General features: G+C 43.5%; 11 protein-coding genes. 8 read left to right on the plus strand and 3 right to left on the minus strand.

From position 1 onward, the window contains the following. Positions 1–71: 71 nt before the first annotated feature. The 3 genes from recJ (at position 72) to lysS (ending at position 4651) form a co-directional block, all read left to right on the plus strand. Positions 72–1796 carry a single-stranded-DNA-specific exonuclease RecJ gene (recJ, locus tag CEX98_RS09890; RefSeq protein WP_099641904.1) on the plus strand — a complete coding sequence of 575 codons (1725 nt, stop codon included), beginning with the start codon at positions 72–74 and terminating at the stop codon, positions 1794–1796. A gap of 178 nt (positions 1797–1974) precedes the next feature. Continuing rightward, positions 1975–3073, plus strand: a protein-coding gene (gene prfB, locus CEX98_RS09895; RefSeq protein WP_099641905.1) for a peptide chain release factor 2 whose coding sequence is annotated in 2 segments (ribosomal slippage) — positions 1975–2049 and positions 2051–3073 — 1098 coding nt in all. Because the reading frame shifts where the segments join, the coding sequence is not laid out codon by codon here. Positions 3074–3100: 27 nt separating this feature from the next. Beyond that, the gene (gene lysS, locus CEX98_RS09900; protein WP_099641906.1) at positions 3101–4651 is read left to right on the plus strand and encodes a lysine--tRNA ligase; all 1551 of its coding nucleotides are present in this window, start codon (positions 3101–3103) and stop codon (positions 4649–4651) included. 332 nt (positions 4652–4983) lie between these two features. On the opposite strand, the gene CEX98_RS09905 is transcribed toward lysS, so the two are convergent. Then, complete coding sequence (locus tag CEX98_RS09905; protein ID WP_099641907.1) at positions 4984–5727, minus strand: hypothetical protein; 744 nt, start codon at positions 5725–5727, stop codon at positions 4984–4986. 268 nt (positions 5728–5995) lie between these two features. On the opposite strand from CEX98_RS09905, the gene CEX98_RS23440 reads away from it, so the two are divergent. Both CEX98_RS23440 and CEX98_RS09910 read left to right on the plus strand, forming a co-directional pair. Further along, positions 5996–6118, plus strand: coding sequence for a hypothetical protein (locus CEX98_RS23440; RefSeq protein WP_277948919.1), 123 nt, complete (start codon positions 5996–5998; stop codon positions 6116–6118). A 7-nt stretch (positions 6119–6125) separates the two neighbouring features. Then, entirely contained in the window at positions 6126–6374 is a 249-nt protein-coding gene (locus tag CEX98_RS09910; RefSeq protein WP_099641908.1) for a DUF1289 domain-containing protein, read from the plus strand. On the opposite strand, the gene CEX98_RS09915 is transcribed toward CEX98_RS09910, so the two are convergent. Continuing rightward, entirely contained in the window at positions 6358–7047 is a 690-nt protein-coding gene (locus CEX98_RS09915) for a transporter substrate-binding domain-containing protein (protein WP_242441675.1), read from the minus strand. The genes CEX98_RS09910 and CEX98_RS09915 overlap by 17 nt on opposite strands. 171 nt (positions 7048–7218) lie before the next feature. Between CEX98_RS09915 and CEX98_RS09920 the strand changes: the two genes are divergently transcribed. The 3 genes from CEX98_RS09920 to CEX98_RS09930 are packed head-to-tail and all read left to right on the plus strand — an operon-like array spanning position 7219 to position 12403. After that, positions 7219–7422, plus strand: a complete 204-nt coding sequence (locus CEX98_RS09920) for a DUF3283 family protein (RefSeq protein ID WP_099641909.1) — start codon at positions 7219–7221, stop codon at positions 7420–7422. Between the two features lie 54 nt (positions 7423–7476). Next, complete coding sequence (locus tag CEX98_RS09925; RefSeq protein WP_099641910.1) at positions 7477–7914, plus strand: GNAT family N-acetyltransferase; 438 nt, start codon at positions 7477–7479, stop codon at positions 7912–7914. Between the two features lie 19 nt (positions 7915–7933). After that, positions 7934–12403 (plus strand): EAL domain-containing protein, encoded by a 4470-nt coding sequence (locus CEX98_RS09930; protein ID WP_099641911.1) that lies wholly within the window; start codon positions 7934–7936, stop codon positions 12401–12403. Between the two features lie 7 nt (positions 12404–12410). Here the strand turns inward: CEX98_RS09930 and CEX98_RS09935 are convergent, their stop codons facing one another. Then, a complete protein-coding gene (locus CEX98_RS09935; protein ID WP_099641928.1) occupies positions 12411–13358 on the minus strand; it encodes an ion transporter in 948 nt (315 codons plus the stop codon). Positions 13359–13387: the final 29 nt, after the last annotated feature.

Here is a 13387-nt window from a genome sequence, read left to right on the forward strand (position 1 = left end):
TCAAGAACTCGTTAAAATAGCGACATAAAAATCTAAAAGGCCAGTTTGGCCTTTTTTGTTTGTGAAAGGTTATGCATACAGAAATTAAACCCAGAGAACGGGTAGACGACAGTCATTTGCCATCCTCATTACACCCTGTGATTAAGCAGCTTTACGCGGCTAGAGGTGTGAAGTCCGCGACTGAATTAGATAATAGTGCAGCCACGCTACACGATTTTAAACTGTTCAAAGACATTGAATTAGCGAGTCAAATTTTAGCTCAGGCCCTTAGCGACCAAGCAAAAATACTCATTGTTGGGGATTTTGATGCCGACGGCGCAACCAGTACCGCAGTATTGATGGAAGGACTCCCCCAGTTTGGGTTTCTGCATGTCGATTATCTAGTGCCCGACCGGTTTAGTCTTGGGTATGGCTTAAGTCCCGCCTTGGCAGAACAAATTGTATCTATTAGCCCCGATTTAGTGATCACGGTCGACAACGGCATTTCGTGCATTCGTGGTGTTGAAATCGTCAAACAAGCGGGTATTAAAGTGATAGTGACCGATCACCACTTGCAAGGTGACACACTTCCGAATGCCGACGCCATTGTTAACCCTAATCGTCTTGACTGTGAATTTCCGTCTAAGTCTATTGCAGGGGTTGGTGTAGCCTTTTATTTATTAATTGCCCTTCGACACCACTTGCGCGCGCAAAACTACTTTGTCGAGCATCAATTGGCAATGCCAAACTTAGCCTCTTTGCTGGATATTGTGGCGCTTGGCACCGTTGCAGACGTGGTCGCATTGGATGCGAATAACCGCACTTTGGTTCATCAGGGTCTGGCGCGGATCCGCAGTGGTCAAACGCGACCTGGGATCCAAGCCTTGATTGAAGTAGCTAACCGTAATAATGCAAGGTTAAGCGCCAGTGATTTTGGCTTTGCTTTGGCTCCAAGGTTAAATGCGGCTGGTCGTTTAGATGATATGAGTTTGGGTATTGCTTGTTTGTTATCAAAAGACATTAATCAAGCGCGCCGCATTGCGTCAGAACTCGACAGTTTAAATATCGAACGTCGTGAAATTGAACAAAGCATGCAGCAAGAGGCGCAAGCGGTTTTGGAGCGCTTAGTGCTCAAAAGCCAAGAGGTGCCAGATGCCTTGTGTTTGTATCAAGACGACTGGCATCAAGGGGTGATTGGTATTCTCGCTGGACGCTTAAAAGAAAAATATCACCGCCCGTGCATTATTTTTGCACAAGGCGATAATGGTGAAATTAAAGGCTCATGCCGCTCTATTGAAGGTCTACATATGCGCGACCTACTTGAGTCAATCAATACTCAGCGTCCAGATTTAATTTTGAAGTTTGGCGGTCACGCGATGGCCGCAGGACTGACCATTTTAGAATCCGAATTTGCTGAGTTTAAGCAAATATTTGAACAAAGCGTCAGTGCAACCCTCACAGAAGAGGCGAAGCAAAGCATCCTTCTGACCGATGGCGAACTGCCGGGCGATTGTTTCACCATGGACTTTGCTTTTGAACTACAGCAAGCAGGTCCTTGGGGTCAGCAATTCGGTGAGCCTGTGTTTCAGGATGTGTTTGAGTTAGTACAGCAACGGATTGTTGGAGAAAAGCACCTAAAACTTGTGCTAAAACACCGCTCTGGGCGACTAGTTGATGCGATAGCATTTAATGTTGATGTTCGAGCGTGGCCGAATCATCAGGCAACTCACGCACTATTTGCGTATCAGCTCGACATTAACGAGTTTCGTGGTAAATACAATTTACAGCTCATTGTGCGTGAGCTGCAAGCCCAATAGAGTTAGCTGAGATAGTACCTAATGGTGTTTTATAAAAACTGCGAATTTTCTCATTTTAAGGGATGCTAAGCGCGGTTATTATTTGATACTATTGGTCGCTTAAATCTAAGGTCTGGCACTTTGTCAGGCCTGTTTGTGAATTCACAAACCCATAAATTTAGTTCTGGAGTAAAGGTAAATGTTTGAAGTGAATCCTGTGATTAATCAAATCAAGGAAATTCGCGAACGTACAGAGCTTCTTAGGGGGTATCTTTGACTACGCTCTAAAGCAAGAGCGTTTAGAAGAAGTTAATGCCGAATTAGAAGATCCTGCTGTATGGAATGAGCCGGAAAGAGCCCAAGCATTGGGCAAAGAAAAGTCAAACCTAGAGGTGATTGTTGAAACCATCGACAACCTTGTTGCAGGTGCCGATGATGCCGAAGGCCTTGTTGAGCTTGCCGTGGAAGCTGAAGACGAAGAAACTTTCACAGAAGCAGAGCAAGAGGTAAATAGCCTTGTTGAGCAGCTCGAAAAACTCGAGTTCCGCCGTATGTTCTCTGGTGATCAAGATGCTAACGACGCTTATATTGACTTGCAGTCAGGTTCTGGCGGTACTGAAGCACAAGATTGGTGTAATATGCTGCTGCGAATGTACCTTCGCTGGGCTGAAGCCAAAGGCTTTAAAGCCGAAATCGTTGAGGCAACTGATGGTGATGTAGCAGGCATTAAAGGCGCTACAGTGAAAGTATCTGGTGAGTATGCCTATGGTTGGCTGCGTACAGAAACGGGCGTACACCGTTTAGTACGTAAGAGCCCTTTTGATTCTGGTGGTCGTCGTCACACTTCATTTGCTTCTGTATTTGTTTACCCAGAAATTGATGACAATATCGAAATCGATATTAATCCGGCGGATCTTCGCATCGATGTGTATCGTGCGTCGGGCGCTGGTGGTCAGCACGTTAACCGTACAGAATCAGCGGTGCGTATTACGCACTTACCAACCAATACGGTAGTTCAGTGCCAAAATGACCGTTCACAGCACAAGAACAAAGATCAAGCGATGAAGCAGTTAAAAGCGAAGTTGTTTGAACTTGAACTGCAAAAGCAAAATGCTGAAAAGCAAGCCCAAGAAGATGCAAAATCAGACATCGGCTGGGGCAGTCAAATCCGTTCATACGTACTCGATGACTCACGTATTAAGGATTTACGCACAGGTATTGAGAACCGCAATACCCAAGCCGTACTAGACGGCGATTTAGACAAATTTATCGAAGCAAGCCTGAAATCAGGCCTTTAATCCACAAGCTAAACTAAGAGCTAAACAATGACAGATCACAATCAAGACGAAAATAAACTTATTGCTGAGCGTCGTGGCAAGCTAGATGCGATCCGTGAGAATTGCCCTGCTAATGGCCACCCGAACTCATTCCGCCGTGAAGATTACACACAAGATCTACAAGCTAAGTTTGGTGATAAATCGAAAGAAGAACTAGTAGAGCTTAACCATCAGGTTTCTGTTGCGGGTCGTCTGCTAGCAAAGCGTGGTCCTTTCTTAGTGCTTCAAGACATGAAAGGTCGTATTCAGGCTTATGCTTCAAAAGACGTACAAAAAGCCCTAAAAGAGCAATACGGTCAGCTAGATATCGGCGATATTGTTGGTGTTAAAGGTCCGCTTCATAAATCAGGTAAAGGTGATTTATACGTAGACATGGTTGAGTATGAACTACTGACAAAGTCGCTACGTCCACTGCCTGAAAAATTCCATGGTCTTACTGATCAAGAAGCGAAATACCGTCAACGTTATGTTGATTTGATCACGAATATGGATACTCGCGAAACATTCCGTATTCGTTCAAAAGTGATTGAAGGTATTCGTCGTTTCTTAGCTGAACGCGACTTTATGGAAGTAGAAACACCGATGCTTCAGGTTATTCCTGGTGGTGCCTCTGCGCGTCCATTTGTTACCCATCACAACGCGTTAGACATTGATATGTATCTACGTATTGCGCCTGAGCTATACCTGAAGCGTTTAGTTGTTGGCGGTTTTGAACGTGTATTCGAAATTAACCGTAACTTCCGTAACGAAGGTCTTTCAACGCGCCATAACCCAGAGTTCACTATGATTGAATTCTATCAGGCGTATGCAGACTACAATGACCTGATGAACTTAACTGAAGACATGTTACGTACCGTGGCACAAGATGTGTTAGGTACAACAACGGTTATCAACACGGTGAAAGATGCGGAAGGCGAAGTAACAGAAACAATTGAATATGACTTTGGTAGTCCGTTCCAGCGTTTGTCGATGGCTGATGCTATTTTACAGTACGGTCCAGATGCCGAAGCGCAAGCTGAAATCTTCAAAGACCCAGAAAATCACTTTGAAGCACTAAAAGCATACGCTAAGAAAGTTCACGTTAAGATCCCTGAAAACTGTGTTTGGGGTCCAGGTAAGTTCTTATGTGAAATCTTTGAAGAAGTGGCTGAGCATAGACTTATCCAACCAACGTTTATCACTGAATACCCTTGGGAAGTGTCACCACTTGCGCGTCGTAACGATGAAAATCCATTTATCACTGACCGCTTTGAGTTCTTCGTGGGTGGCCGTGAGCTTGCGAATGGTTTCTCTGAGCTTAATGATGCGGAAGATCAGGCTGCACGTTTTGCACGTCAAGTGGAAGAAAAAGATGCGGGTGATGATGAAGCAATGCATTACGACGCGGATTACATTCGTGCACTAGAGCATGGTTTACCACCAACAGCAGGTGAGGGGATTGGTATCGATCGTCTAGTGATGTTATTTACTGACTCACCGACTATTAAAGACGTTATCCTGTTCCCACACATGCGTCCAGAAGTACAAGCTGAACAGTAATTTATTGTTGCTTTAGTTAAAAGGTAAAGCGCCTTTTAATAGCATGCTTTATAGAAACCCCGCACCTATTAAATGCGGGGTTTTTTATTTATATTCACCGCTAATACCATATTAGCTTCGTTAAAAACTTCTTAATTAGAACAAATGAGTAACAAAATGTTTGCCTTGCCTAGATGGATATAAATACCTTGGCGGTAGCAGGACGTCAGAGCGGTGCTATTAACGCTAGTCCCCGCTTCAAAATAGACCATTTAGTTATCTCGAGTTCAGGTTAGTTAATACAATTGCGATAACACATCAGCATGCTCAATGTGAGCTCCAGTTTCGTCCTATTAAAAAACCTCAACGGAGATGTCACGGCGCTGCTCTTGTTCATTAATGTGCCACACTTCAACTGCGCGAGTAGTTCCGCCTGTACTCTTGCAGATAAGCTCAGTAACTAATACTTTAGCACGTGCATCATACTTAGCATCGCCCGAGACACTAAATGCATCGCTGTGTAGAGCAAACTTATGGCGTTCACTTAATAGCTCTGGTGTTTGTCCAACTGGCGTTGCTGAACGACAGTAACCATTTGGTTCACCATTGTTGATATTAAGCTGAGCATGGTAGCGTACATCATGAAAGTAACCAGGGGTGAAACCGTCAGCCTCTACCCAATTGGCTACCTCAAGATGACTATCTAGGGTAACTTTAGGGGCTGGTGCAATTTTGTGCCTTAAGGTTTGACTGTTAGCTTGTTCATCAGTACAGGTAGCTTCTACATACTTCTCAATATCTTCGAAACCTTTGGGAATAGTGCCTGACAAAATTTGAAACTCTACTTTGAGTTCAGCGATAAGTGTGTCATTTCGTTGATCATATACTGCGGCTGATTGGCATGGTGCGCGGTTTGTGTAGTGAGGTGTATAGATTCTAAGATTATATGCAGAACTTGATTGCGTCACCATGGCCTCAATAGGGGCATTGCGAAAAGTCGTTACGCGACCTGCATTACTATCCGTATCGTAAATAATATCAGCAGTAGCTGTGTTGCATATTAATCCAAGAGCGAGCGTCAGTGCAGCCTTCTTCATATCTTTTCCTTATATTTTAAATGTACTTATAGTCTAAAAAATAGACTATGACGTTGTGGCTTTTAAGGATAGTGAAATTTTTTGATATTAAGAGTGAAGGGGGGATAGCACCGTTTCCACGTCCCGCTCTCGCTAAGGTATTTAGATCCTGTAGGCAAGGGAATTTACGCGCCAATAGTTGGCTACTAGTGCTTAAATTCAATGCAGTTAGCACTAAAGCTAGCTGCTAGAAGGGCATTACTTATCTGAAGTTCAGGTTAGTGACCCATTGAGCACCCCCAAAGCGAACTTCTATCGCGGTATGCAGTGTGACAATCACAAGCAAGTAAGCTATCACACCTTGGCAGAGTCACAACTAGCCAGTATGCTAAAAGAAGAGGCAATGGTGTAGTGAATGCATGGAACAAATTGAGATATTTGAGATCCCAAGTCCGTGTAAGGGGATCTGTCAGGTTAATAATCGCGGTTACTGTATTGGTTGTTATCGCAGCCGTGAAGAGCGCTTTGCGTGGAATTCTTTGAGTAATGAGCAAAAACGTAAGGTGATCGCGCTATGCCAGCAGCGATATAAGCGATACTTGCAACGAAAATCAAAAGCGGAGCAAGTGGATGATCAAGCCGGAGAAAACTTTAAATTTGATATTTAGCCTTGAGCATTGCAATCACCCCGTCTTTTTCGAGCTCTTTTAGCTTTGCAGTGATCAACGGGACGAGCTGCGTATGTTTTTTGTGAACAAAGTGGAAGCTTTCCACCACTGCAAGATTTTTTATTTGTAATGTCTCTGCTTTGATATTTTTTAAGTGTGGTTTTAAATGGAAATCTAAGATCAGCGCACCCTCAACTTGCTTTTGTATCACTAAATTAAGTTGTGCGATGAGGCTTTTCACATTGATAGTATATGCATCTATGTTATGCGTTTCTAAATATGTACTCGCTACAGGGTAACCACTGCGAATGGTGAGCGACTTAAGGTCGTTCAGTGTACAATCATTGCATAGGCTAAATAACTGCAGAGTAAACTGAAATAGCGGGTAATCAACGCGCACTAGGTTAGGATAATCCTTTTCGATACTAGCTACTCGACCTAACTGGCCATCCAAATTACCAGCGTTGGCTGCGATTAATGAGCTTTTGTGATTAAACTCTTCAAGCTTAAGCTCTATACCCAGCGCCTCATAAACTATCGTCATTAACTCAATAACATAAAGCGCTTGAGGTGTTTCTGGGGGCTTATTAAAACGCATTACTGTTGGCGCGTCGTCAGCCGCGCAAGTAATGGATGAGAGGGTAATGAATAAAAATAAGAATGCAGCTTTCAATTCAACTCCTTCGATATGTGCCGCTAACGATTAAACTATGCCCAATTATACATAATTTTTACAATAAAAGGTACACTCTGCTGTTTTTATCAAAACTAAATTTAGCTGCTGCTGTGCTCTTGCCTTGTGGTAAACTAGTCACACTCTTTGTTTACGATTGAATGATGTGTAATGAGCTATAATCTGTGTTTACTTTCTAGACAAGACAAGTATCAAATTCAGCTTGAGTATGAAGCTTCGTTTTGGGCATACCAAATCAAGCGCGGTAAAAAAAGCCGAGAAGCTATCTACGATGCCATCAATCAACGGCCTATATCTGAACAAGATACGCTAAAACAAAAGTTTGAATATTACCTAAGCTTAATGCTGGCATAATGTACTTAATTGAGCGGCTTCCAGCCATTATGACCCCATTGGTGAATAAGTTTTATGACAAGCACCGAGCGCGGGGTAGAGCGGCTTCCAGCCATTATGACCCCATTGGTGAATAAGTTTTATGACAAGCACCGAGCGCGGGGTAGAGCGGCTAAACATGACCATATTTGGGTCGCTAAATATCAACATGAAATTGTCGCTGCATGCAGGCTTCAGCCAGTCAATGGTGACTGGTTACTGGTTGGGGTCTATGTTGTTGTGCAACATAGAAAGCAAGGCATCGCTAATAGACTGATAAAAACAGCAATTGATCAATTATATGCAGCCGCACCACAAAGCGCGGTTTATACCTTTGCCTATGACTACCTTATCGATTTCTACTCGTCTCTTGGATTTAGTTGTGAATCTCTTGAACTACCAAATGAGCTTGCTGGGCGTTTAGCGAGTTACCTTGGACAAAATCGTCAACTCGTGGCAATGTATCACGTCTAGTTAACAAGTTCGGCTTTTTATGTTTCGCCTGTGTTTTATATTTTGTATTTGCCTGTTTGCATCCTTGGCTAATGCAGTACAAATTTCCCGACTTTCACCTGCTGAAGGGCTGTCACAAAGTTATGTAAATACCTTACTAATCGATAAGCAAGGTTATTTGTGGCTTTCTACTGAAGGTGGCCTAAACCGCTATGATGGCTATCAGGTATTAGAGGTGAAAGGGCCAGATGGTGTTTTGGACAAAGTACAGGTGAATTACATCTACCAAGATAACCTCGGTGGCGTGTGGATAACCACGGCAATTGCAGGACTGCTTCGATACGACCCGGAAACGGACGAATATCGCAAGTATATATCGCCCCCTTCGACGGAGGGGGAGTTTTACACCAACTTAGTCAATCTGGTACTGACCAAAGACGATGAGCAAATGTGGGTGGTTAGAACCAACGATATCGCGACATTAGATATTCACACAGGTAAGCTGGTCAGTGAGGTAACCCTGCCGCTTGATGAAGAGAATGGTTTTATTAGAACCGTACATCAGCATAAAGGCATTTTGTTTATCGCCACTTCGGAGCGCCTGTTTGCCTATCACTTGAAGACTAAAAAGCTGCGCCAGCTGGACCATATTGCCCCGTTAGATCATCCATATCAAACCAACACTAAGTCATTATTTACACTTGACGATGAAACCCTACTTGTTGGCGCGGTTCAAGGAATGTATGAGCTAGATATTGCATCTTTGTTGAACGATTTCGATGCTGACGTGCCATTCAAGACCTTGTTACCCGACTTAAATATTTGGAAAGTGTTAAAGCATGATGAGCACACGCTATTGCTTGGCACCGATAAGGGCTTAATATATTACAATATTGATGATGGTACGGCTGTTCGTGATAAACGCTTATCTTCAAGTGTCTTTTTACCTTCCAACACCAGCATTATAGATATTGTTAAAGATAACTATGGTGGCCTTTGGGTCGCGACAAAGGAAGATGGCGCATTTTATTTACCCGATAGCACGTTGGCATTTGATAATGTCAGCGACCTTACCGTAACTGGGGAAGGATTTTCTCATAGTAATGTTTGGGCGATGCACGAATCACATCAATATATCTGGCTGGCAACCAACGATGGATTGACTCGCTACGATCCTAACACAAGAGAGACCAAACAGTTTTTAAAAGGTTATTTAGGTGATGAAATTCTCTCGGAATTTATCGTTTGGAAAATAGATGAATATAAAGACAAACTATGGCTAACTACGGTAAAGGGTCTGTTTGTTTTCGATCCCGTCACTCACGAATTGACGAGGCCAAAAGCCAATAACCCAGAAGATGAGGAGATACTCACTTCTTTCGTCAAAGGAGGGGAGTTACTCAATAACGGTAAGCTATATTTTGTTAATAGCGATATTGGCATGTTTGTTTATGATATTGAGACGGCTGAATTGCGGCATCTCACCAAGTCTTTCGAAGGCGTTGATCCTTTCTTAACCTATGGGTTTTATCCGCCTCTGCCCAATGATAAAAGCAAACCGCTTTACTACAATGGCGGTGTGTTATACCAGTACGATCCAAAGTTAGAAACCTTAACTGAAATATATACCGCACCAAAGGCAAATAAGCATTTAGCGGTCGATATCACCACTTACACCATAGATAAGAATAATATTCTGTGGTTATCTTTGTCGTCATTTGGCTTGATTGGCATGACGTTAGACGGTTACGAACCAATTTATAATATTGACCTAAAAGCCCATAAAATTGATACCTTGATGTATGAAATGCGACAAGATGACCAAGGTATGATTTGGATGTCTTCGCATAAAGGGATTTGGCGCTTGGACCCTGATAATTTACACCTTCAGCAGTTCACTACTGAAGATGGCATTTTGTCAAACGAGTTTAATGGTGGGTCTTCGGTGATGCTAGAAGATGGCAGAATTGCATACGGCATGATCAAAGGCTTTGTGGCTTTTTCACCAGAAGATAACCGCCCTAAAAAGCCGCTGCTGGATCACGTAAATATTACCAGCGTGGATTTGATTTCACGTCCAAATCAGCAAGCGGGATTAAAGCAATTTGATCATATTGAATTAGAGCACGATGACATTGGCCTAGAAGTATCATTTTCGGCGATGGCCTTTAGCTATCAAGATAGGATCATCTACGAATATCAAATATCTGGTGGGCAAAAAATTCTGAGCCGCAATCAAAATCGGGTGGTATTTCCAAAGCTTAACCCTGGTGAATATGCCCTGAAGGTATGGGCCAAAGATCCTCTCACTGGAGATTATACGCCCCCCGCCAAGTTAACAATCAAAGTTAATTATCCTGTATGGCGCTCTCCCGTTGCCATCGCTGGATATGTGTTTTTGACGTTACTGCTGTTGTCACTTTGGAGTTATCGTAAGTATCGAGTTGAGCAGCTGATTTTAGCCGCGCACAAAGAAACACAAGACCGAGAAGCACGATTAAAAATGGCGCTTGAGGGGAGTAATTCAGGTGTTTGGGAGTGGCATGCAGGCAGCACATTGATATACCAGCCGCGCCTTGTGAGCGAACTAGATTACGACCTAGATAGTGTTGGTTTAGATGATTATCTGCAAAAAATACACCCTTCCGACAGAGCGATGTTCCGCTTGCAGTGGCTAGAGTTTGTTACGACCGATAAGGGCTTTATTGATTGCACCTATCGACTCAAAGACAGCAAAGGGCAATGGCGCTGGTACAAAGATTTTGGCAAGGTACTTGAGTGGGAAAATGGTAATCCCATTCAAGTAGCCGGAACTTACACAAATTTGACTCGTGAGCGCTTGTTTGAGGAGCGTGCAGCACTGTTTGGGGCTGCATTTGAACAAACCCGAGATTGGGTGATGATCTTGGATAAAAGGCTGCGTATTCAAGTATGTAACCGAGCTATGCAAAATGCTTTTCACTTAGAGTCTATCCCATCCTCAAGTACCGCTGTGAAACTCGGTATGTCGAGACAAAAACGGATTGCATACCTTCGTCAAACACTGGCGCTTGCTGTTCATCAACATTTAAGTGCTGAAGAGGTGGTGAGCTTGCCAAATGGTGAGCAAAGAGATGTACTGGTGAAGATTAGTGCAGTGGCTAATGGAGAGGGCGAGCTACACAGCTATGTGGTGGTATTGACAGATATTAGTCAGCAAAAGCGCACCGAAAAAGAACTGTATCAATTAGCTAATTATGACTTGCAGACAAAGCTGCCGAACAAAGCGTTGTTGATGGACAGGCTCCATCATGCAATTAAGCAGTCTCAGGTTCACCAATCGCAATTGGCTTTGTTGGTGATAAACTTTAGTCGACTACAAAGCTTACATGATATTTACGGCGTAGAATTTGTCTCTGACTTGCTACCCGCGTTAGCTGCAAAGCTTCGTTGTTGCTTCCGAGAGCTTGATAGCTTAGCCATCGGGCACGACAAACTGTTTTACGTCTTGATGGAAGACTTGAATGGTCCTGAAAAGGTACAACAATATGTTGAGTGTTTGCTACGCTCGTTCAATAACCCACTCGAAGTTTCAGGGCACAGTGTATTAATGCAACCTATTATTGGTGTTGCTATGTATCCTGAGGATGCTTCTGATGCATTTGAGCTGAACCAGGCTGCAAGAGCCGCCTTGGATCATGTAACTGTAAAGCAGATCGCAGGCTATCAATTTTTCCGTGAGGAAATGAACGGCAAAGTTGAACGTTCTCGACAGGTCGAACAAGCGTTGATGAGCGCACTGAAAAACCATGAATTTAGTAATCATTACCAACCTATTGTGGATGTAAAAAGCGGCAAGCCTGTTGGCTTTGAAGCGCTTTTACGGTGGCCTGAAAATAACGAGTTTTGTGCTCAAGAATTTGCCTTGGCAGCTGAGCAGGCCGGTGTTGTGAGCGAGTTAACCTTACAGATGTTATCCCGCGCTTTGGTTGAGTTAAGACATTGGCAAACAATTCAGCAAGACTTATATGTATCGATTAACCTTTCGGCCATCGACTTTGAGTCCACTCAACTTGTGGAAAATATTCGACAAGCACTGCAACGCAGTAAAGTCGACGGCAAGTCAGTTGCATTTGAGATCACAGAAACGGCATTACTGAGCAATATTGAAGGTGCTATTAGCATGATGAGGCAGATCAAAACGCTTGGCTGTAGGATCTTTATGGATGATTTTGGTACAGGCTATGCCTCATTAACTTATTTGCAGCAGCTGCCATTAGATGTGATAAAAATTGATAAGAGTTTTGTAGAGCAGATCGCTGAAGATCCGCAAAGTTATTTGATTATTCGTTCTTGCGTCAATCTTGCTCATGGTTTGGGCCTAAAATGTGTCGCAGAAGGCGTTGAAAACGACGTCCAATATCAGCGCATTCACGCCGAGCAAGTGGACTATTATCAAGGTTACCGATTTAGCTCTGCGATTTCAGGCGAGCAAGTTGCACAGATGCTAAACACCCAAGAAAAGCTGTAGTTAGTGGCTACAGCCGTTTCCCGCAGTGACGGCAATACATATGATGCACTCGTTGACTGGTCATCAGTTTGATGGCCTGATTTGCCTCTAATGGACTCAAGCCTAATTCAAGTCGCAGTGCTTCCAAATGCGCTCGTTCACTTTTATCCACTTCGCCATCGACTAAGGCATGCAATACCGCTTCGTTAAATGCGTCTCTGCGTTTGCGCATTTGATCGGCAAAGCTTGATGCCAATAAGCCGGTTGGGATCGCCACCATTCCCATACTCAGTAATGTGATTAGACCACCAAAGAACTGGCCAAGCGGCGTAACAGGCACGACGTCACCATAGCCCACGGTGGTGAGGGTTGCCATTGCCCACCACATAGATTTAGGAATAGAGCCAAACTTATCCGGTTGGATGTCATGTTCAATTAGGTAGATACCACAAGAAGCCATGATAAGTACCACACTCATAATAAAGAATGCGGCAAGCAAGGAGCTTGACTCTTCTTTAAAAGCCGCGAGTAATAATTGCATGGCACGGGAATAGCGGGTCAACTTAAAGATCCGCAGTAGACGAATGACACGTAAGAAACGCAAGTCAAAAGTGATAAAGGCCATGAGAATAGTGGGTAAAATAGCAACAAGGTCGATCACCGCGAGAGGCGAAACAATGTATTTCAGCCGTTTTTTCCAATTGGGAATGTCAAGATGGCGGTAGTCTAGTTTATCGACACAGCACCAAAGCCTCAGCAAGTACTCCACGGCGAATATCGCAACGCTGACTAATTCCAGAGTCAGAAAGTAACGATGATACACGGTGGCTAAATCGCGTTCTGACTCAAGTACGATAGCGACAACATTGCTTAAGATGAGCGTGATCAGAAATATATCAACTGCACGGCCTATTCTTCGATATTGTCCCGTTGCCTCCAAAACGGCAGCGGTTTTTTCTCTGATGTGAAGTTGTATCAAGCTGCTAATGTCCTTTGTTGGTATTA

Source organism: Pseudoalteromonas piscicida (assembly GCF_002744175.1).
Taxonomy (GTDB): Bacteria; Pseudomonadota; Gammaproteobacteria; order Enterobacterales; family Alteromonadaceae; genus Pseudoalteromonas; species Pseudoalteromonas piscicida_B.

What these genes read in the sequence shown, in the direction of transcription:
- recJ (WP_099641904.1), top strand. Translation starts at nt 72, where the DNA reads ATGCATACAGAAATTAAACCCAGAGAACGGGTAGACGACAGTCATTTG.
- lysS (WP_099641906.1), top strand. Translation starts at nt 3,101, where the DNA reads ATGACAGATCACAATCAAGACGAAAATAAACTTATTGCTGAGCGTCGT.
- CEX98_RS09905 (WP_099641907.1), bottom strand. Translation starts at nt 5,727, where the DNA reads ATGAAGAAGGCTGCACTGACGCTCGCTCTTGGATTAATATGCAACACA.
- CEX98_RS09910 (WP_099641908.1), top strand. Translation starts at nt 6,126, where the DNA reads ATGGAACAAATTGAGATATTTGAGATCCCAAGTCCGTGTAAGGGGATC.
- CEX98_RS09920 (WP_099641909.1), top strand. Translation starts at nt 7,219, where the DNA reads ATGAGCTATAATCTGTGTTTACTTTCTAGACAAGACAAGTATCAAATT.
- CEX98_RS09925 (WP_099641910.1), top strand. Translation starts at nt 7,477, where the DNA reads ATGACAAGCACCGAGCGCGGGGTAGAGCGGCTTCCAGCCATTATGACC.
- CEX98_RS09930 (WP_099641911.1), top strand. Translation starts at nt 7,934, where the DNA reads ATGTTTCGCCTGTGTTTTATATTTTGTATTTGCCTGTTTGCATCCTTG.